The following is a 19,943-nucleotide window of genomic DNA, read 5'->3' as shown; positions in this document are numbered from 1 at the left end:
GCCACTGCGTTGATGCAGAGGCTGGATCATACCCGCCACGGCGTCTTCTCCTGGAAGAAGCCCTCTGATTTTGCAGCACAGGGGTGGATGCGGTTATAACGAGATCATGTGCAGGGTGCACAGGGCACTTTCATCTTCTTCCTTCACATCTCTCCATGCCGCACAGCGTGACCCTTATCCACACCATTGCCGCAGCCCTCGGGCTGGCGTTGGCGCTGGGTTTTCTGGCCACACGCCTGCGCCTGCCGGCGCTGGTGGGTTACTTGTTGGCGGGGGTGGTCATCGGGCCGTTCACTCCGGGTTTTGTGGCAGATGCGGCCATGGCCAGCCAGTTGGCCGAGATTGGCGTGATGCTGCTGATGTTTGGTGTGGGCCTGCACTTTTCTTTTGGTGACCTGCTGGCAGTGCGCAAGATTGCCGTCCCCGGGGCTGTGGTGCAGATGATGGTGGCCACGGCGCTGGGGATGGGGCTGGCCACCTGGTGGGGGTGGAGTTTGGGTGGTGCGCTGGTGTTTGGCCTTGCGCTGTCGGTCGCGAGCACGGTGGTGCTGCTGCGGGCGCTGGAGACACTTGGCATTCTGGACAGTTACACCGGCCGCATTGCGGTGGGCTGGCTGGTGGTGGAAGACCTGGCCATGGTGTTGGTGCTGGTGCTTTTGCCTCCGCTGGCAGGGTGGCTGGGGGATGGCGCCGGTACGGAGTTGGATGCCGCAGAACTGGGGCGCGCCCTGGGCTGGACACTGCTTCAGGTCGGGGGCTTTGTGGCCCTGATGCTGTTGGTGGGGCGCCGTTTGTTCCCCTGGGTGCTGTGGCAGGTGGCGCGCACGGGCTCGCGGGAGTTGTTCACGCTGTGTGTGGTGGCCGCCGCAGTGGGGATCGCGTTCGGCTCGGCTGCGTTGTTTGGTGTGTCGTTTGCCCTCGGTGCTTTTTTTGCCGGCATGGTGATGCGGGAATCGGAGTTCAGCCACCGCGCGGCACATGAGTCTTTGCCACTGCGCGATGCTTTCGCCGTGCTGTTTTTTGTGTCGGTCGGCATGTTGTTCAACCCCGCCGTGTTGTGGGAGCGGCCGTTGCAGGTGCTGGCCGTAGTGGCGATCATCATGGTGGGCAAAACGCTGGCCGCTGCAGGGCTGGTGCTGGCATTTCGGTATCCGCTCAACACGGCACTTACGGTGTCGGCAAGTCTTGCGCAGATTGGCGAGTTCTCGTTCATCCTGGTGGCCCTGGGTTCATCGCTGGGGCTCTTGCCGCCGGAAGGGGCTAGCCTGGTCCTGGCAGGGGCACTGATTTCGATGGCGCTCAATCCCTTGCTCTTCCACGCGATTGCGCCGTTGCAGGACTGGCTGCGTGCGCGCTCTGCCTGGGCGCGGCAGCTGGAGCAGCGTGACGATCCTCTGGCCGAGCTGCCGATGAGCACGGATTCGCGCTACCTGGCCCGCCAGGTGGTGCTGGTGGGCTATGGCCGGGTTGGGCGGCGCGTGGCAAGTGCCTTGGCTGCCCAGGACATTCCTTTTGTGGTGGCTGAACAGAACCGGGAACTGGTGGAGTCGCTTCGGGCGGAGGGTATTGCAGCCGTGTTCGGGGATGCAGTGGAGCCCGCCGTGCTGATCCAGGCCCACATCGCCCGCGCGGCTATGCTGGTGATTGCCACCCCGGATTCCCTCAACGTGCGGCAGATCATCAGCACGGCAATGACGTTGAACCCCGCCATCGAAACCGTGGTGCGTAGCCACAGCGACGACGAAGCGCGCAGGCTGGTGCAGGAGTGTGAGGGCACGGTCGTTTTCCTTGCGGAGGATGCGCTGGCCGAGCTGATGTCGCGTCATGTACTGGAGCGGTCCCGGGCGCGCCATGTGCGGCAGACCGGGCCTGCGCCGCTTCATGGCCCGGTGTAATTCAAGAAATATTCGGCCTTTGCGCGCAACCATAAAGGATTGTTTGCTATATATTTAATAGCAAGTGTGGTTCGCGAGCTGTTCTCCTGCGGATGGGGCCGTCTTCGGCCCGCGCTGCGCCGCCGTGGCCGGTGCAGCCGGCCGATGGCTTGCCTTTTTTTGCCTAGTCGGTTTCCTCAAATACCAGAGCGGGCGTGGCCATGACACGGGCCATCTGGCCCAGGTCGTCGATCAAACGGTTGGCGAAGTAGCTGTTCTGCGTGTCGGGCTCCAGGGCGGCTATGGCCAGGTTGGCGCGGGGCTGGTTCAGCGGGACATAGAAGCTGCCAGCGGGGGCATCCACAGCGCTGCGCACGGTGGACACCTCGACGCGCACGATGCCTGTGCCACCGGCGATGGTGCCGATGACGTCCTGCCGGTCGCCCGCTTCGCGCGCCGTTTCGCGGTAGGTTTCGGCCAGCATGGCGCCGGGCTCGGCCACCCGCATCACTTGCAAGCCCAGCAGGCGCAGACGCTCCACGGCCGCAGTAGACCCCGCCGCCAGCCAGTATCCGCAGGGGCGGGCGCGGGATTTGACGGCCCGCAGGGTCAGCGACGAGTTCCAGTCCACGCGGATGGAACGGTCTGCGCCGGTCTCGGGGTCCAGAAAGTCCAGGTCGCGCTGGGTAGGGGTGGCGGCAGCCTCGATGACCACCTGATCACGGCAAGCCTGGGCGCTCACGTCCCGGGCCACGAAGGAGCGCACCTGCTCCAGGTTGGCGGCACGCTCTGCCGTGGTGCGCAGGGCGCTGCTGATGGCCGTGACCTGCGAGTGCACGCGGCGCTGGATGTGCATGCGGCCAATGCCCACGCCGCGTGTCTCGATAAGCAGGCTGACGGTGTTCTTGAGGCCATTGACGTTGCGGCCCGTGTCGGGCTGCGTGCCGCCCATGGAGATGCGCTTGTCTTGCAGATTGGTCGAGGTGGTGTAGTACCAGTCGCTGGTGATGCCCTGGGCCTTGAGGGCGGTGACCATGGGCTGGTGGTACCACTCCTGCGAGGCCTTGGTCAGGAACTCGGGGTAGTTGGCGGTGGTGGCGTACTGCAGCAGGGCGTCGTAGCGCTGGACGGCGTTGAATTTCTGCAGATAGCGGCCCACCACGGTGTATTCGTGGGCGTCCACGACCAGGATGGGGCGGTAGTCGTTAATGACCTGGGCCAGTGCGCGGGCCTCGGGGGTGTTGAGCAGCAGGTGATCGCGGTTCATGTCCACGCCATTGGCCGTGACGCGTGTACCGACTTCGGCACCGTCGGGGTTGGCGCGGGGCACCACGACCACATTGATGCGGTCCAGCAAAGGCTCCAGGAGCCCCTGGGCCAGTTCACTGCTGATAACCAGCAGGGCTTCGCTGCCTGCGGGCTCGTCGCCGTGCTGCTGGCCTATCAGCACCACGGTGGGGCGGCCGCTGGTATCCAGGCTGGCGGGGTCTGTGCCCGCAGCGCGGGTGAGCAGCAGGCCCTGGATGGGTTCACCACGTTGTGATGTCCCGAGGTTCAGCAGCTTGGTGCGGGTGGTTCCTCGGGGTACGGCATCCGTTAGGGACCGCAGCCACTGGCCCAGCTCGGCGTTGGTGGTGAAGGCGCGGCGATCCTGCGCCAGCCCCGGGGTGTTGTACGAAATCGGCGGGTTCGGGAAACGTGCAGCCACAGCGGCGCCGTAGGGCGGCGCCATGGGGCCTTCGTTTTGCACCACCAAGGGCGCAGTCGGGGGCAGGGGGGTGGACACCACGGCCGCCCGCTGCGGTGGCTGCAGCGATGGTTGCTGGTGCTGCTGGCCCAGCGGAGCGGGCACCACGGTACCTTGCTGCGCGCGCGGCAGGGGAGCGGGGGCATTGGCCCTTTGGGCTGCTGGTGTGGAGGGCCAGGGGGGCAGCGGTGTGCTGCCACAGGCCGTCAGCAGCAGGGCGGCCAAGGTAGCTGAAGCCGTCCAGCGCATGGCCCCCAAAGAAGCAGCGGCAGGGCGGGCCGTGTCTGAGTCTGCGCGGGTCGCGCGGCGAAGAAAAGAGTGCATGGTCATGTGGGTTCTGCCAATGGATGCCTCGCTGGGGGGCGTCTGTGCCGTGGATGTTACCTGCGCAGTTGTGTCGGGCTGTGTCGGCGTACATCCCGTTGCAAAGCGCTGATTGACATGGCGAGGGGGCTGCACCTCATGCCGAATTGGCTTGCGGTGATGGCGACGGCATTGCGGGCGGCATCCTGAGCCGCAGCAAGGCGCGCACAAAGCCGTGGTCTGACCGGGTGCGGTCGCGGCCTTCGTGCAGGTGGTCGTTGAAGTAGTCCACCCTGCGCACGTCGCCCACACTGTTGCGCCCGTTGGCCATGAACTCTTCGCTCACCAGGATCTGGTCAAGCACGGAGGGGGATCCCTGGTGAATGTGCGAATACGCGACGTCTTTTTTCAATGCGGCTTCGCCCTGTAGGTCGTAGGCGTTGAACAGCGCTACATCCCTGGCCGATCGGTCGTAGGCGATTTCGGTGGTGGCGCAGATGAGCTGGGTGGTCACGCTGTCGGGCGTGTCGTTGAAGTCGCCCAGCACCACCAGCGGGATATTGGTGCGGTGCAGCAGGTCGATGACCAGGCAGCGCAGGGCCGTTGCCTCGGCGCCCCGCATGACCAGCGAGCGCAGCGATGCCAGTGCCATCGCCTTGCGGTCGTCCCGGTCCTCGGTGGGGTTGCCTTGCGCGTCCTGCAGGAACTTGGGGCGTTTGGATTTGAGGTGCGCGGTCAGCACATTGAGCGTCTGCCCATGTTTCATGCGCAGCGTGGCCACCAGGGGCGGGCGCTCGAAGCGGGTGTGCGGGCCCATGCCGGGCACCTCCACCTGGAAACCTGGGGGGAAGTCGGGAAACGACTGCAAGGCCTCTACCTTGAGCCGCGTGGCAATGCCCACGCGGGGCGTCCCTTGGGCACCGTGGCGCGCTGCGTCATTCTCTGCCCCCGGGACGGCCACAAAGTCGTAGCGCAGGCTGCCACGGCCCAGCGCGCCCTTGAAGGCGGCTTCATCCCAGACCTCCTGCACGGCCAGCACGTCGGCGTTGAGCATGCGAAAGCGTTCCCCCAGCCAGGTGATCTTGCGCTCGAATTCTGCGGCGCTGTACGGGTCCTGGTTGTCGTAGAACATGCGCCCTGGGTTGGCCAGATTCAGCACGTTGCAGGTGGCCACCATCAGGGTGGCCAGGGGTTGGGGCAAATCGGTTGGGCGCATGGGAGCTCTGGCAAGGATCTGCTGGTACGGCGTGTCAGCCGGGCTGCAATGCGTGGCCTGATAGCACGTGCAGTCCGTCAGGGGCCGACTGTACGGCCTGGACCAGTGTCAGCCCCACATCTGCACCGGGGCGGGCGCGGTAGTTGGCGGGAATGACCGCGTCCAGCCATTGGAAGAGTCGGATGGAAAGTGATTCGGCTGGGCGTGCAGCCTGCTGCAATGCTTGGCGCTCACCGATCATGAGGGAGGGGCGCGCAATCACCAGCGTGGCAAAGCCCAGTTCTTGCAGGTCGCGTTCGACTTCGCCCTTGACGCGGTTGTAGAAGATGTGGGATTGCGCATTGGCGCCCATGGCCGTGACCACGCCGCAGCGCGTGGCGCCCGCTGCACGGGCTGCGCGGGCTGTGGCCAGCACGGCGTCATGGTCCACGGCCCGGAATGCGCTCTGGCTGCCTGCTGCAGCGATGGTAGTGCCCAGGGTGATGTAGACATCGTCTACCGGCGGCAGGGCCGGGAGCGCGGTGAAGTCCACCGCGTGCAGTTGCAGGCGGGGGTGGTTCAGCGCGGGCGCCCGGCGGTCCCGCGCGTGCAGAACATGCACTGTGGCAGGGCACGCGGTAGCCGCTGTGGCACCGCTGCCCCCCGAAGTCCTGGTGTCAGCGGTTAAAAGAGCCGCGAGGACCGCCCGACCCACGAGGCCCGTTGCCCCGGCCACCACCGCCACCCGCGCCTGATCCACCACCATAGCCGCCACCTCCAGAGTTGCGATAACCACCGCCACCACCGCGGCGACCACCGCCGCCCATGCTGTCTACGCTGGTGCGCATGGGGTCAGGCTGTCCACCGGCAGAATGGCCCGAGTGGCGGTTGCCGGGGGTGCTGTGGCCCGAGTGTGTACCCAGGTGGGCGTTGGCACGCGGAGGTTGCGAGTCGTCATAGCGATTGCCGCCACCGCCGCCCTCGTAACCACCGCCGCCGGAGCGACCGCGTGCAGGAGCCTGGCCGCCAGCACGTGCGCCGCCGCCCTGGCCTCCGCCACCGGCACGGCCGCCACGCGGGCCATTGCCGCCGCCGTTCGCTGATGCACCGCCACCGGCGCGCCCGCCACGGCCACCGCCGCCATTGCCACCACCGGCGGGGCGGGGGGCACGCTCGCCGCCGCCGTTGCCAGCGCCCTGGCCGGCCTTGTTGGTGCGGATGCGTTCCATCATTTCGCTGCGGGCGGCTTTGGCGGCTGCCTGCATCACGTCACGGCTCGGGGGCTTGCCTGCGCCGCCCCAGATGGTCTGGCGGCCCATGGCGATGGGCTCGGCCTTTTCACCTGCATCGGGGCCAAAGCCTTCAATGACCTGCACGGGGATCTGCTGCTTGGTGAAGCGCTCGATCTCCATCATGAAGCCTTCTTCGTCCATGCAGACCAGGCTCACGGCTTCGCCCGTGGCGCCCGCGCGGCCCGTGCGGCCGATGCGGTGCACGTAGTCTTCGGAGACGTTGGGGATTTCGTAGTTCACGACGTGCGGCAGGTCATCGATGTCGATGCCGCGCGCAGCGATGTCGGTAGCCACCAGGGCGCGGATGTCGCCACTCTTGAAGCCGGCCAAAGCCTGCGTGCGGGCGCTCTGGCTCTTGTTGCCGTGCAGGGCCATGGCCTGTACGCCGTTCTTGGTCAAGAACTCGGCTACGTTGTTGGCGCCGAACTTGGTGCGTGTGAACACCAGCACCTGGCTCCAGTTGTGTTGCTGGATGATGTGCAGGAGCACCTGCTTTTTCTTGCCACGGCCCACGGGGTGAATCACCTGGGTGATGCGCTGCACCGTGGTGTTGCGGGGGGTGACCTGGATGCTCTGTGGGTTCTTGAGCAGGGTGTTGGCCAGGTCGCGGATTTCATCGCTGAAGGTGGCCGAGAACAGCAGGCTCTGCTTGTCCTTGGGCACCAGTGCCAGCACCTTCTTCACGTCGTGGATGAAGCCCATGTCCAGCATGCGGTCGGCTTCGTCGAGCACTAGCACTTCTACGGTGGTCAGGTCCAGGAAGCCCTGTTGCTGCAGGTCCAGCAGGCGGCCCGGGGTGGCCACCAGAATGTCCACGCCGCGCTTGATGCGGTCGATCTGCGGGTTCATGCCCACGCCGCCGAAGACGACGGTGGAGTTGATGTCCAGGTACTTGCCGTACTCGCGCACAGATTCTTCGACCTGGGCTGCGAGTTCACGGGTGGGGGTCAGCACCAGGGCGCGAATGCCCTTGCCGCCGAACTTGTTCTTGGGTGCCGTGCCTTGCGAGAGGCGGTGCAGCATCGGCAGGGTGAACGCGGCGGTCTTGCCGGTGCCAGTCTGGGCGCCGGCCAGAAGGTCATGGCCTTCCAGAACGGCGGGAATGGCCTGGGCCTGAATGGGCGTCGGGGTCTCGTAGCCCGTTTCGTGCACGGCCTTCAGGATGGCAGGAGCCAGGTTCAGTTCGTCAAATGTCATGTCTTTGGATGCGCCCGTCCGGGGCGCTGGGTATCGGCCTGTCGTGCAACCGGGGGTTGCCGAGCCAGTCTCAAGCCGATGAGGTTCAGGATTGGGAGCCCGGAAGCAGGGTGCTTCTTTCGTCCCCAGCAGTGTGCTGATGCAGCGGGCAACTGGAGCCCGTCGCGAGGCATATTGTCGCATGGCCCGATAATCGGCATCTGAACGCAGAAATTCTTCTGCTCCATTTCCCAGGTTAGAACCCCGAAGATCCCAATGGCCCAATACGTTTATTCGATGAACCGCGTCTCCAAGACCGTGCCGCCCAAGCGGCAGATCTTGAAAGACATCTCCCTGAGCTTCTTCCCCGGCGCCAAGATCGGCGTGCTGGGCCTGAACGGCTCGGGCAAATCCACCCTGCTCAAGATCATGGCGGGTGTGGACAAGGAAATCGAAGGCGAAGCCATCCCCATGCCGGGGATCAAGATCGGCTACCTGCCCCAGGAACCCCAGCTCAACCCGGAGCACACGGTGCGCGAGAGTGTGGAAGAGGCCATGGGCGAAGTGTTTGCCGCCAAGGCCAAGCTGGAAGAGGTGTACGCAGCTTACGCCGAGCCCGATGCCGACTTCGACGCGCTGGCCGCCGAGCAGGCGCGCCTGGAGGCCGTGATTGCCACAGCCGGCACGGATTCGGAGCACCAACTCGAAATCGCCGCCGACGCGCTGCGCCTGCCCCCCTGGGAAGCCAAGGTCGGCCTGCTGTCCGGCGGTGAAAAGCGCCGTATCGCGCTGTGCCGCCTGCTGCTCTCCAAGCCCGACATGCTGCTGCTCGACGAACCCACCAACCACTTGGACGCCGAGTCCGTGGACTGGCTCGAGCAGTTCCTGCACCGTTTCCCCGGCACCGTGGTGGCCATCACCCACGATCGCTACTTCCTGGACAACGCGGCCGAGTGGATTTTGGAACTCGACCGCGGCTACGGCCACCCCTACAAGGGCAACTACAGCACCTGGCTGGACCAGAAGCAGGCCCGCCTGGAGTCCGAGAACAAGGGCGAGGAAGCCCGCGCCAAGGCCCTGAAGAAGGAACTGGAGTGGGTGCGCCAGAACGCCAAGGGCCGCCAGGCCAAGAGCAAGGCGCGTATCGCCCGCTTTGAGGAACTGAGCGACTTCGAATACCAAAAGCGCAACGAAACGCAGGAAATTTTCATTCCTGTGGCCGACCGTCTGGGCACCCAAGTCATCGAGTTCCACAACGTCACCAAGTCTTTTGGCGACCGCGTGCTCATCGACAACCTGTCCATGACCATCCCGGCCGGCGCCATCGTCGGCATCATCGGCCCGAACGGGGCCGGCAAGTCCACGCTGTTCAAGTTGATCGCCGGCCGAGAGCAGCCCGACAGCGGCGAGGTGGTGATTGGCGCCACGGTGAAGATGGCGTTTGTGGACCAGCACCGCGATGCCCTGTCAGACGACAAGACCGTGTGGGAAGACGTGTCCGGCGGGCTGGACATGATCAACATTGGCAAGTTCCAGATGGCCAGCCGCGCCTATTGTGGCCGCTTCAACTTCAACGGCGGCGACCAGCAGAAGAAGGTGGGCATGCTCTCCGGTGGTGAGCGTGGCCGCTTGCACCTGGCCAAGACCCTCATCGCCGGTGGCAACGTGCTGCTGCTGGATGAGCCGTCGAACGACTTGGATGTGGAAACCCTGCGTGCCCTCGAAGACGCTCTGCTGGAGTACGCCGGCACAGTGTTGGTAATCAGCCACGATCGCTGGTTCCTGGACCGCATCGCCACCCACATCCTGGCCGCCGAAGGTGACAGCCAGTGGACGTTCTTTGACGGCAATTACCAGGAGTACGAGGCTGACAAGAAGAAGCGCCTGGGTGAAGAGGGCGCCAAACCCAAGCGGATGCGTTACAAAGCACTGAAATAAGCCACCAGGAGGCGGTTCGAAGACCTGAAACAAGACCTCAGGTCAAGTAGGATTGCAACTGGAAACCTGTCCGCCGATTCCTCCCCACCATGTCCCAGCCTGCGTCTCGTACGAGAACCGTGTTTCGTGCTTGTGTCGTCAACGCCGTGCGCGGGGGCGAGGCATTGATGCAGCAGCTGGTCAAGGTCACGCAAGGGGCCTTGGCGGAGGAAGAGACGGGCAGCGTCGGGATCCAGCAGCGCAATCTGATCAGTGACAGCCTGCGCTACCTCAACCAGCATGAGGCAGCACTGGTCAAGGGCTACCCCATGGCCCTGCTGGAGATCTTTGCGGAGGGGCCTGCTCCTGCCAAGGGGCGCAGCTCGGCCGACGACACTGGCATGGATTTCGGTGAGCTGTCGCTCATGGACGAAAACGAGATGCTGGCTCAGGTGGAACTCTCCAAGGCCCAGCAGGCGGCCTTGCATGCCACCGATGCCGTGTTGGCCGAACTCAACACGTTGGTCAGCGCCGCCCAAGGCCTGCGCAGCGTGCAGCCTGAGCGCAACCCGCTGCGCCCCGAAAGCTACATCCGGGCGCTGCAGCAGGTGGTGGGCGACACGGGGGTGTCGCCCGAAGTCCGGCAGCTCTGGATGCAGCACATGCGGGACTTGCTGGGCAAGCTCCTCGTAGAGGAATACAAAAACACCGCCAAGAGCCTGCGCGAGCATGGGGTTCAGCCCGTGGGCTACGCCGTGCTGGGCACTCCCTCGGGCGGCGGCGGGCGCAACAGTGGCCCGGGCACAGGTTACGGGCAAGGCTACGGCGGCCCCGGAACCGGCTATGGCACCGGGTATTCCGGCTACGGCCATTCGATGAATGCCCCCATGGGCGACTATGGCAACACCGGCTACGGCCGGGGCATGGGGCCATCCACCGGTTGGAGCGGCGACTCTCAGCAGGCCCCCATGTCGGCAGCGGTCGATGCGGCTGAAGAGGCATTGCTGACCGTGGGCATCCTGCGCCAGATGCTGGCCGGTGGCGATCCGTTTGCGCCGCCTGGCTATGGCGCAGTGGCGGTGCAGCCCATGGTGCCGCAACCCGTTGCAGGACAACCTGGCTGGGTGGATCCCCGCGCGGGCACGGCCAGTGCGCAATCTTCACTTTCCGGAGCGTATTTCCCATCCGGGGCGGCTGCAGAGGCCATTGAAGACATGGCCCAACTGGAGCGGTTGGTTGGGCGACTGGCCGGGGGCGTCAGTGCGAGCCAGGCTGGATCCTTGCCTGTGCCGCTATCGGGGCGGCGGGGGCCCGGGGTGGCTCCTGTGGTGTATGCCGCCATGCCCATGGAGGCCGCGACGCAGTCCACCGCCATGGCGGTGGAGGTGGTGGGCCGAATGATGGCCAACATTACGCAGGATGCGCGTTTGCTGCCCCCTGTGCAATTGGCGATCAAGAGCCTGGAGCCTGCGCTCAAGCAACTGGTGCACCACGATGGTCGCTTTTTCACGGATGGTACCCATCCCGCACGCCGGCTGCTGGATGAGCTGACTCAGCGCAGCCTGGCCTTTACTGCCGAGACGGACCAGGGGTTCAGCAGCTTCATGCGTCTGGTGACAGGGGCCGTCGAGCATTTGTCCACCAACGAGATCAAAGACGCAGGCCCTTTCGATACCGTGCTCAAGGCGCTGCAGTCGGCCTGGGACAAGCAGGAGCAAAAAATCAAGGCAGCGCAGGAGGCCGAGGAAAAAGCCCGCCTGCATGCCGAGCAACGGGAACTGCTGGCCGAAAAAGTGGCCGCCGACATCCGCAAGCTGCCTGACCTGGAGCAGGTGCCCGCCGACATTCTTGATTTCGCCGCAGGCCCCTGGGCCGATGTGATTGCGCTGGCACAGGTCATGAACAGCGATGGTGGCAAAGATGATCCGGGGGGCTACCTGGCCCTGGTGCCCGTGTTGCTCTGGAGTGCCCAGCCAGCTTTGACCCGGCAAGAGCCCGACCGGCTTAACCAGGCCATTCCCGGCTTGCTGGCCAAACTGCGCAAGGGCCTCAAGACCGTTAACTACCCGGCTGTCCAGACCAGTGCCCTGCTGCAACGCTTGGTGGGCTTGCACCAAGAAGCCTTCGAAAAGCCGGCACCCGTGGCAGTGGCAGAGCCCGTGGTGGTTGAAGCCGCCCCCGATGCTGCCGAGGTGTCGCCTCCAGCACCCGAAGAGGCCGAGGTCAGCAGCACGCCGGCCGTGGAGGTGCCTGATCCCTATGCAGACTTTGTGATCGGTGCGTGGGTGGAGCTGGTGACCAACGGGCGTGTGGTCCGTACGCAGCTGACATGGGCCAGCCCCCATGGCACGCTGTTTCTGTTCACTGCACCCGATGCCAGCACACAGTCCATGACGCGGCGCATGCGGGACAAGCTGGCGCAGGAGGGGGCCTTGCGTGTGGTGCCCGCACACCAGGCCAAAGCGGGGCGAGCGGCTGCAGATGCTTCTGGTGCTTCGGTTGCCTTGGGCACAGAGCGCAAATCTACCGACGCCCGGGCGTCCGGTGCGCGATCATCGTCCAGCTCCAAGATGGCCCCACTGTCCAAGTCGGCGCCGCTGTCGTCCTCGTCCGGTTCCAAATCTTCCAAAAGCCGCTGATGGACGGATGAGGTCTCAAGCGCTGGGCCTGTCGCCCTGCGGTTGTTGGCCTCTTGGCGATTTTCTTGCTGCAGCGCCCGCGTCGCCACCCTTCAGGGGTGGTTTGTGTCGGGCGTGGGTCTGGACTCTGCGCCCTCAGAAGCCCTAAGGAGCTTCTTGCGCACCAGATGAATATGGTTGCGCAGGGCGTACAGCTCATCGGCATAGGACAAGGGCACACTCACCTTTTCGGCCTGTGCCTCCAGGGCGCTCAAGGCTTTCAGCAACTCGGCCGAGTCGGTTTTCCCGGCTTCCAGGTCGTTTTCGACCTCGCGCAGGCGGCCATACCAGCGGAAAACGCGTGAGCGCACGCGGAACTGGTAAAGCGGCGGCACGATGCGTGACAGCGGCAGCATCACCGCCAGCAGAATCCCCAGCACCAGCCACATGCGCTCGATCAGGTTGGCAATCCAGAAGGGCAGGTAGCGCTGCAGCACGGGCACCGGCTCGTTCATGGCGCGGTCGCCTTCCTTGGCAATCGGCAGCTCGCTCGCACGGGAGTTGGGGAATTCGCGTGCGCGATTGAACCAGCCCGACCCACCATGCAGCTTCTGCGCGTTCTGCGCGAAGAGCGTGAGCAGGGCAGGGTGCGTGCCATCGCGCGCCAGCAGCGAGGTGGTGGAGGCCACCAGGCGCACATCGCGCGTGGGCACGTTGGCCGCCAGGTCCACCACGCCGCGTGGCAGGGTCACGGGGGTGAGGAAGGGGAAGCGTCGTGCATAGGCCTCGTGCTGTGCAAAGTCCAGCAACTGCACGCCCGGCGTCTGCAGCAACATCTGCACCATCAGCGACTCGGGCGCCGAGGCGAACACCAGCGCATCCAGTTTGCCAGCGAGGAAGTCCACCGTGGCAGGGGTCTGCTCCAGGCGCGACATCTTCACGGCGCCGGGCTCGACCTTGTTGGCCTCCAGCAGCCGCTCCATGAGCTTGGGCACGCCGCTGCCCTCCGAACCCACGTTCACGCGCCAGCCGCGCAACTGACGCAGGCCATCGAGTCGGGACACGTTGTAGGCGCGCTCGGCGGCGTCGGTACGGTAGAAAAGCCACACGGGTTCTACGAACAGGCTGCCCAGCGAGATCAGGTTGTCTGCGTCGTCCGGCAGCAACTCGGCCGTGCCGCCCTGCACGAAGGCCACATCGGCCTCGCCGTCGCGCAGCAGCTGCAGGTTGTGCGATGAACCGTCGCTGGGCCGCAGCACCACCTCGATGCCATCCACGGCCAGCGCTTTCTGGTAGCGCTTGCCAAACTCCTCATAAGCGCTTTGTGCCGGGCCTGTGGCCAGCGTGACCTTTTTGGGTGGGTTGGGGTTGAGCCACCAGTACGCCAGCACCAGCAGGCCCACGGCCAGGAAAGCGAGCGGACCGGCTGAAACGATCAGGTCGCGCAGGGTGAGAAAGGTATTGCGAAAAGCCTGGGGCATGGCGAGCGTGAAACGGGTAGCTGTAGGGGCAAGGGGAACGCTGGCGAGATCAGATGCCGGGCTGGCACAAAAGAAGGCCTGGCTGTGCGCTGTGAGGCTTGTTCAGGGCCCGGCTAAGCGCGGCCCGTCGATTATCTGTGCTTCAGCAAGGGACGGCCTGCGGGCTGGTGTGCACAACCCATCTGCGGATGCAGCAGGCCCGTGGGGCCCCTCCATCGGCTCGCATGACCGCCAGGCGCTGGCTTACTTGCCTGCGGCCTTACCGTTCTGGGCGCGCCGCTGCCGCTCGTAGGCCACACACTCATCGATGGAGAGCTGGTCGTTCTGGTCCGTGTCGGCCGCCTCGAAGTAGGCCATGCGGGTTTCGACCACCTCCTTGAAGGAGAGCTTGCCATCACCGTCCTTGTCACTGGCCGCCAGCCGCTTCATGCGGCCCTTGCCCATGCGCGGCACCTGGGCCAGGTCGGCAAGCGAGACATGGCCCGTGGCATCGGGGCCCAGGCTGTGCCAGCTTTGCACTATGTCCTGGTGGAACTCGTCCAGCGACACGGCACCGTCGTGGTTCAGGTCGGCGGCAGAGCAGATCGCCTGCAGCCGCTGCCCTGCGGGCCGAGCACCATGCCCGTGCGCACGGCCCGTGGCTGTGGCGGCGGCAGGGCGGGGTGGCACGGCGGGCGAGGCCACGGGGGCATCGGCAGCGTGGGCCGCGGTCACCCCCAAGACCAAGGGCAGCACCAGGGCGCTGGCTGCCAGGCCGATCTGGCGGAAGGCGCGTTGTGTCGGGTGGGTGGGGGTGGTGGTCTTCATCGTCGTCCTCATGAACAAGGGTTGGTGGGACATGCTGCAGGCCTCCAGGCCAGTTACCACCACCAGCGCTGGCTGGGGCCGCGGTTGCAGGACCAGAGCATGGTGTGGGCACCCTGGCGCAGGCGGCCTTCTTCCACGTCCAGGCACTTGCCGTTGAGCTGGCTCACGATTTGCCCGCCCCGGGTGCTCCAGCTCTGGCTGCGCGAGCCTGAACAAGACCACAGCACCACCCGGGCGCCATCGCGCGGGTCGCCTCGGTCCACATCCACGCACAGGTCGCGCACGCGGATCTCGCCACCGCGCCCCACGCTGAAACGCTGCGACGCCGTGCCATTGCACTCATACACCTGCAGCGTGGTGCCGGGCTGGAACTTGCCGCCCCGCACATCCAGGCACAGGCCGCCACCCGCACGAATCTCACCGCCCCGGTCGCCATAGCCATAGTCGGGGTACTCGGGGCGGCGGTCGTCGTCGTGGCGGTTGTGGTTGGCCAGCAGCGCGATGCCAGCGATGGCGGCCACTGCGGCCACGGCTGCACCGGCGTTGGAGCTGCTACCACTGTTGTTACCCGGGGCGTAGCTGCGCGTGACCTTGAAGCGCCCGCCGCAGCCGCCATTGGTCCACAGCTCCCGGTTGGTAAGGTCATAGCCCCAGGTGCGGTTGAAGCGGCAGGCGCCCTGTGTCTGCTCCTGCAGGTCCACCTGGGTCACATCGTCCGCGAGGCGGTAGGAGGTATAGCCCCCGTTGGATTGCAAGTCCACCAGCTGTTCCTGCGCTTGCGCCGCCTGGACGCTCATGAGCAATGGCAGGCACAGCAGCCACGCGTGTTTTTGGCGAGAGGCCGGGTTTTTCATGGGTTCTTTCTCCTCGCTGCGAAAAGATATTGCACGTGTTCTACAGGTCCATGGGCATAGGCGCCACCTTTTTGTCTGCATCATAGGGTGGTCGGTCCTGCTTGCGCAGGCCAGGTAGCCTCGGCATTGGTTGAAATCCCGTTGGCCGGGCAGTGCCTGTTCGTGCATGATGGCACCGCGTCGGGGCAGGCCTGTGTCTGCCTGTGTCACCCCAACCACTGCCGTGCCCGATGAAACGCTTCTATGTCGTTGTCTCCATCCCACTGCTGCTGGCGGCGCTGATTCCCATTGCCGCGTCGTTGTGGGTGGCCCACCGCAAGGCCAAGGATGACCAGATCACCTACCTGACCTCGCTGGCGGACGAGGTTCTGCGGCGTGGCGTGGCCTCGCGCCAGCAACTGGTGGCTGCGCTCAATGAACTGGACAAGGATCCGCACCCACCCTGCAGCCAGGCCAGTCTCACACGCATGCAGCAGCTGGTGGGTACCTCGTTCTACCTGCAGGGCATGGGCTCGGTGATGGATGGCACGCTGGTCTGCAGCACACTCACCCAGGGCAGCGATCTGGTGCCGCTCACTGGCAACCACATGGTCACTTCCACGGGGATTTCCAGCTGGATCGGCGCCCGCCTGCCCTTTGCCCCCGATCAGCCCTTCAACATCTACGCCCGCAATGGCCATGCGGTGATCATCCATCCTGGCATCGTGATCGACATGCCAGTGCTTCATGCCGATGTCTCGCTGGGGCTGCTGATCAGCACGCCGCAGGCGCTGATACGTTCCAAGGGCCCGCTCGATGCCCAATGGCTGGGTTTGTACACCCCCCATGCCAGCAGCCAGGCCCAAAACGACACCCATTACATCGTCTTCCGGGCATCGAAGGACAACAACATTGCGGCCATTGCCGCTGCGCCCAAGGCCCTGGTCTATGGCGGGCTCCAGGCCCAGGCACTGATCCTGGCACCGCTGGGGCTGGTGGCCAGTGCCCTCTTTGCGCTGGGGGTGGCCGTGCTCACCCGGTGGCAACTCTCGCCGCGCGTACGGCTGCGGACGGCCTTGCGTCGGCGTGAGTTCTTCATCCTCTACCAGCCCATCGTGGACCTGGAAACAGGCCAGTGGGTGGGGGCCGAGGCTCTGCTGCGCTGGCGCCGTCGCAACGGTACCCTGGTGCCGCCGGACGAGTTCATTGCCGAAGCTGAAAAGGCCGGGGTCATCGCTTTCATCACTCGGTATGTGATCGACATGGTGCTGGCTGACCTGCCCGAGCTGCTGAAGGCCCGCCCGGGTTTTCATGTGAGCCTGAACCTCTCGCCCCAGGACCTGGTGGCCGACGGGCCCGTGCAGTATTTGCAGCGGCGCTTCAGTGCCATGGAACTTCCTGCGGGCGCCCTCATGCTGGAGGTCACTGAGCGCGGGCTGGTGGACATTGAGGCCGCGCGGCCCGCGCTGCAGGCGGCCCGGCAGATCGGGGCGTCGATTGCGCTGGATGACTTTGGCACGGGCTACTCCAGCCTGTCGATGCTGGAGTCCATCGACATCGACACCCTCAAGATCGACCGCATCTTTATCGCCAGCATCGGTGCGCAGGCCGCCATCAGCCCGGTGACCACCCACATCATCGAGATGGCCCATACGCTCAAGCTGGCGCTGATTGCAGAGGGCGTCGAGACGCAGGACCAGGTGGACTTCCTGATTGCGCGGGGCGTGCGCGAGGCCCAGGGCTGGAAGTTCGCCCGTGCCATGCCCGTGGTTGAACTGCTGGCCGGGCTGCGCTCAACACAAGTCTCCAGCCAGCGGTAACCCAGCCCGCATCGACCAGGCCTGCACAGCGCCTCTCAGCGTGCCTGTTCGTTCACTTGAGCAGCAGCGCCGATCCCCCTCCGTGGATACGGAACACCGCTACGGCATTCACCAGGTCATCGGCCTGCCCACGCAGGCTTGACGCTGCGGCTGCCATCTCTTCCACCAGCGCTGCATTCTGCTGGGTGGCCTGGTCCATCAGTGTGACGGCCTCGCCCACTTGCGTGACCCCCGAGCTTTGTTCAGAGCTTGCTGCGCTGATCTCACCCATGAGGTGGGTCACGCTGCGGATGCTGGCCACCACCTCGGTCATGGTGTGGCCCGCCTTGTCCACGAGGGCAGTGCCATGCTCCACGCGGCCTACGCTTTCGGTGATCAGCTGCTTGATTTCCTTGGCCGCCGCTGCGCTGCGCTGGGCCAGGTTGCGCACCTCGCTGGCCACCACGGCAAAGCCCCGGCCCTGCTCTCCGGCGCGGGCGGCCTCCACAGCGGCATTCAGCGCGAGGATGTTGGTCTGGAAGGCAATCCCGTCAATCACGCTGATGATGTCGTTGATCTTGCGGCTGGAGTCGTTGATGTCCTTCATGGTGGCCACCACCAGAGCCACCACATCGCCGCCCTGCTGGGCGATCTCCGATGCCGAGTGCGCCAGCCGGTTGGCATTGACCGCGTTGTCCGCGTTCTGCTTCACGGTGGAGCCCAGTTGCTCCATGGATGCGGCCGTTTGTTGCAGCGCGCTCGCCTGCTGCTCCGTGCGCATCGACAGGTTGTGGTTGCCCTGGGCGATCTCGGCGCTGGCGGTAGAGACGCTCTCGGACCCCTGCCGCACTCCGGCTACCAGGCTGGACAGGCTTTGGCGCATGGCCTCCATCGAGGCCACCACTGTGGCAATTTCATCCTTGCCCCGCGCCACCAGCGGGGTGGCCAGGTTGCCCTGCGCAAACGCCTGCGTGGCCTGGCTGGCCTCGCTCAGCGGCCTCACGATGGAGCGGGTGGTCGCTATGCCCAGCACGCAGGCAAACACCACCACCGCCACACTCAGCGCGATCAGTTGCAGGCGCAGCGATTCAAACTGGCGCATCGACTGCGCACTGGCCCGTTTGCTGATGGCGTCGCTCTCGGCCAGGAAGGTGCCTATGTTGGCCACCAGCTTGGTCAGCAGGGGGCGGCATTCGGTGTTGATCTTCTGGATCGCCATCTCCTTTTCGCCCTGGCTGCCCAGCCGCGTGATCTCCAGCGCAACCGGCCCATAGGCGGCTTCTGTTTCCTTGATCTGGGCCAGCAGGCTGCGCAGCGGGGCTGTCTCGGGCGGGGCGGCCTGCAGCGCGTCCTCCACGCTCTTGAGGGCCCGCCCCATGCTGTCGTGTGCTGCCCCGATGAGCCGGAGTTCGGCTGCGGCATCTTCCTTCGACCCGGCGATCATCAGGTTGCGGGCTGCGATGGCGCGTGCGTTGGCGGCATCCAGCACCTGGTTGCCCAGGCTTTTGACCACGTTCAAGTGGCTGACCTGATTGTCCAGGCTCTCCTGTGTTTGCGCCTCTCCGTGCAGGCCCATGATGGCCACCACGATCAACGCACAGGTGAGAACGACATAACCAAAACCAAGACGTGTCTTGATGCTCAGGTTTTGCAGGACATTCATGCGATGGGCCCTCCAGCTGGTAACAAAGATGATGCGCCTTTCCAGACCTTTCAGGTGCAGTCGGAAACCGCCGTTAACCTTTTGCAACATTGAGCGCGGCGTCTTGCTGGCGCGGCCCATCCCATGGTGTGTCCCTGTTGGTGTGCTCTGCCGCAGCATAGGGCGCAGGATGAGCCAGAACCCCGATCTTCAGGAGCGGGCTGCCAGCGTCAAGAATTTTTTGACCATCCAGGGCCGGGCCTGCGAAATCTTGGCTGCCGGGGAGCCATGGAGCGGGCAGTAGGGCAGGCACCGCCCGCTCTAGCCGCGCACCGCGCTTTTAAAGGCCGCAGACAGTGCTGCAATGGCATCGCGCGGACGGCCATCCCGGGCCCGGCTGTGGAGCACCACGGGCAGGCGCGGCAGTTCGGGTAGCCCCAGCCGTGCACCCACGTCCACGGCGCCCCAGGGCAGCATGCGGGGTGCCAGCGCCGCCACTCCCAGTCCCGCCACCACAGCTGCGGACACCGCTGCCACGCCACCGCCCACAAACACCTCGCGCCAGGGCATGCCCGCTGTGTCCAGCAGTTGCCCGGCCATCGCGCGCACGCCGCAGGGCTCTGCCAGGGTGGCCAGTGGCAGTGGGTCGCCAGCGCGGTGTTGCCAGTGGGGGGCGGCGAACCAGCCAAAACGCTCCTCTGCCAGCACATCGCCGTCGCTGCGCCCTGCGTGCATGCGGACAACGGCGGCGTCGAGTTCGCGCCGGTCAAAGCCTTGCAACAGGTCGCCCGACGAGCCGATCCGGATGTCGATCAACAACTGGGGGTCTTGGGCATTCATGCGTGCAATCAGCGCGGGCAGTTCGGGCCCCGCCACATGGTCGCTGATGCCGATGGTCAGGCGCTGCGGTGCTTCGCCCAGCGCGGCCAGGGCACGCTCATGCGCCGCCAGCAGCGCCCGGGCATGCTCCTGGAAGGCGGCGCCCTGTGCCGACAGCTCCACATACCGGGGCGTGCGCTCCAGCAGCCGACAGCCGAGCCGGTCTTCCAGCCGCTTGAGCTTGAGGCTCACAGCGGCCTGCGTGGTCTGCATGGCCTCTGCTGCGCGGGTAAAGCTGCCCAGTTCGGCCACACGGACAAAGGCTTCGACAGCGTCCAGATCGAGAGGGCGCTCCATGATATTCAATTGTTATTGTTGATATAAATGTCAATAGCATAACGATATGGATAGGATGGCGCCAGCATTCCACAAAGGACCCT

Annotated in this window: 13 protein-coding genes; 4 read left to right on the top strand and 9 right to left on the bottom strand. The window is 65.3% G+C overall.

Annotation, left to right across the window (positions count from 1 at the left end):
• The first annotated feature begins 155 nt into the window (after positions 1 to 155).
• Complete coding sequence (gene ybaL, locus AvAM_RS18105; RefSeq protein WP_137748354.1) at positions 156 to 1,895, top strand: YbaL family putative K(+) efflux transporter; 1,740 nt, start codon at positions 156 to 158, stop codon at positions 1,893 to 1,895.
• A gap of 163 nt (positions 1,896 to 2,058) precedes the next feature.
• On the opposite strand, the gene AvAM_RS18100 is transcribed toward ybaL, so the two are convergent.
• The 4 genes from AvAM_RS18100 to AvAM_RS18085 all read right to left on the bottom strand — a co-directional run bounded on the left by AvAM_RS18100 (position 2,059) and on the right by AvAM_RS18085 (position 7,608).
• Positions 2,059 to 3,951, bottom strand: coding sequence for a M14 family zinc carboxypeptidase (locus tag AvAM_RS18100; RefSeq protein WP_137748353.1), 1,893 nt, complete (start codon positions 3,949 to 3,951; stop codon positions 2,059 to 2,061).
• 130 nt (positions 3,952 to 4,081) lie between these two features.
• Complete coding sequence (locus AvAM_RS18095; protein ID WP_137748352.1) at positions 4,082 to 5,140, bottom strand: endonuclease/exonuclease/phosphatase family protein; 1,059 nt, start codon at positions 5,138 to 5,140, stop codon at positions 4,082 to 4,084.
• A 34-nt stretch (positions 5,141 to 5,174) separates the two neighbouring features.
• Entirely contained in the window at positions 5,175 to 5,741 is a 567-nt protein-coding gene (locus AvAM_RS18090; protein WP_307722882.1) for a nucleoside-diphosphate sugar epimerase, read from the bottom strand.
• A gap of 55 nt (positions 5,742 to 5,796) precedes the next feature.
• Positions 5,797 to 7,608 carry a DEAD/DEAH box helicase gene (locus AvAM_RS18085; protein WP_137748350.1) on the bottom strand — a complete coding sequence of 604 codons (1,812 nt, stop codon included), beginning with the start codon at positions 7,606 to 7,608 and terminating at the stop codon, positions 5,797 to 5,799.
• A gap of 255 nt (positions 7,609 to 7,863) precedes the next feature.
• Here AvAM_RS18085 and ettA point away from each other — a divergent pair, with 255 nt between their 5' ends.
• Entirely contained in the window at positions 7,864 to 9,525 is a 1,662-nt protein-coding gene (gene ettA, locus AvAM_RS18080; RefSeq protein ID WP_137748349.1) for an energy-dependent translational throttle protein EttA, read from the top strand.
• A gap of 89 nt (positions 9,526 to 9,614) precedes the next feature.
• Positions 9,615 to 12,143, top strand: coding sequence for a DUF1631 family protein (locus AvAM_RS18075; RefSeq protein ID WP_137748348.1), 2,529 nt, complete (start codon positions 9,615 to 9,617; stop codon positions 12,141 to 12,143).
• A 92-nt stretch (positions 12,144 to 12,235) separates the two neighbouring features.
• Here AvAM_RS18075 and AvAM_RS18070 read toward each other — a convergent pair whose 3' ends face one another.
• From AvAM_RS18070 to AvAM_RS18060, 3 genes are all read right to left on the bottom strand, one after another.
• Positions 12,236 to 13,603: a TAXI family TRAP transporter solute-binding subunit gene (locus tag AvAM_RS18070; RefSeq protein ID WP_137748347.1), complete on the bottom strand. Its 1,368-nt coding sequence runs from the start codon at positions 13,601 to 13,603 to the stop codon at positions 12,236 to 12,238.
• A 243-nt stretch (positions 13,604 to 13,846) separates the two neighbouring features.
• Positions 13,847 to 14,410 carry an EF-hand domain-containing protein gene (locus AvAM_RS18065; protein ID WP_171012313.1) on the bottom strand — a complete coding sequence of 188 codons (564 nt, stop codon included), beginning with the start codon at positions 14,408 to 14,410 and terminating at the stop codon, positions 13,847 to 13,849.
• A 53-nt stretch (positions 14,411 to 14,463) separates the two neighbouring features.
• The gene (locus AvAM_RS18060; RefSeq protein WP_137748346.1) at positions 14,464 to 15,264 is read right to left on the bottom strand and encodes a lectin; all 801 of its coding nucleotides are present in this window, start codon (positions 15,262 to 15,264) and stop codon (positions 14,464 to 14,466) included.
• 230 nt (positions 15,265 to 15,494) lie between these two features.
• Between AvAM_RS18060 and AvAM_RS18055 the strand changes: the two genes are divergently transcribed.
• Complete coding sequence (locus AvAM_RS18055; RefSeq protein WP_137748345.1) at positions 15,495 to 17,063, top strand: EAL domain-containing protein; 1,569 nt, start codon at positions 15,495 to 15,497, stop codon at positions 17,061 to 17,063.
• A gap of 52 nt (positions 17,064 to 17,115) precedes the next feature.
• Here the strand turns inward: AvAM_RS18055 and AvAM_RS26055 are convergent, their stop codons facing one another.
• Both AvAM_RS26055 and AvAM_RS18045 read right to left on the bottom strand, forming a co-directional pair.
• A complete protein-coding gene (locus AvAM_RS26055) occupies positions 17,116 to 18,705 on the bottom strand; it encodes a methyl-accepting chemotaxis protein (RefSeq protein ID WP_171012311.1) in 1,590 nt (529 codons plus the stop codon).
• Positions 18,706 to 19,005: 300 nt separating this feature from the next.
• Entirely contained in the window at positions 19,006 to 19,863 is an 858-nt protein-coding gene (locus AvAM_RS18045) for a LysR family transcriptional regulator (protein WP_137748648.1), read from the bottom strand.
• Positions 19,864 to 19,943 lie beyond the last annotated feature (80 nt).

The organism is Acidovorax sp. NB1 (assembly GCF_005405905.1).
In the GTDB taxonomy this organism is placed as follows: domain Bacteria; phylum Pseudomonadota; class Gammaproteobacteria; order Burkholderiales; family Burkholderiaceae_C; genus Acidovorax.
Note: the sequence above shows the minus strand (reverse complement) of the source record. Positions and strands in the feature narration are given on the sequence as shown.

Excerpts from the sequence above, each read along its gene's own strand:
- ybaL (WP_137748354.1), top strand. The coding sequence starts at position 156 with ATGCCGCACAGCGTGACCCTTATCCACACCATTGCCGCAGCCCTCGGG.
- AvAM_RS18100 (WP_137748353.1), bottom strand. The coding sequence starts at position 3,951 with ATGACCATGCACTCTTTTCTTCGCCGCGCGACCCGCGCAGACTCAGAC.
- AvAM_RS18095 (WP_137748352.1), bottom strand. The coding sequence starts at position 5,140 with ATGCGCCCAACCGATTTGCCCCAACCCCTGGCCACCCTGATGGTGGCC.
- AvAM_RS18085 (WP_137748350.1), bottom strand. The coding sequence starts at position 7,608 with ATGACATTTGACGAACTGAACCTGGCTCCTGCCATCCTGAAGGCCGTG.
- ettA (WP_137748349.1), top strand. The coding sequence starts at position 7,864 with ATGGCCCAATACGTTTATTCGATGAACCGCGTCTCCAAGACCGTGCCG.
- AvAM_RS18075 (WP_137748348.1), top strand. The coding sequence starts at position 9,615 with ATGTCCCAGCCTGCGTCTCGTACGAGAACCGTGTTTCGTGCTTGTGTC.
- AvAM_RS18070 (WP_137748347.1), bottom strand. The coding sequence starts at position 13,603 with ATGCCCCAGGCTTTTCGCAATACCTTTCTCACCCTGCGCGACCTGATC.
- AvAM_RS18065 (WP_171012313.1), bottom strand. The coding sequence starts at position 14,410 with ATGAAGACCACCACCCCCACCCACCCGACACAACGCGCCTTCCGCCAG.
- AvAM_RS18060 (WP_137748346.1), bottom strand. The coding sequence starts at position 15,264 with ATGAAAAACCCGGCCTCTCGCCAAAAACACGCGTGGCTGCTGTGCCTG.
- AvAM_RS18055 (WP_137748345.1), top strand. The coding sequence starts at position 15,495 with ATGAAACGCTTCTATGTCGTTGTCTCCATCCCACTGCTGCTGGCGGCG.
- AvAM_RS26055 (WP_171012311.1), bottom strand. The coding sequence starts at position 18,705 with ATGAATGTCCTGCAAAACCTGAGCATCAAGACACGTCTTGGTTTTGGT.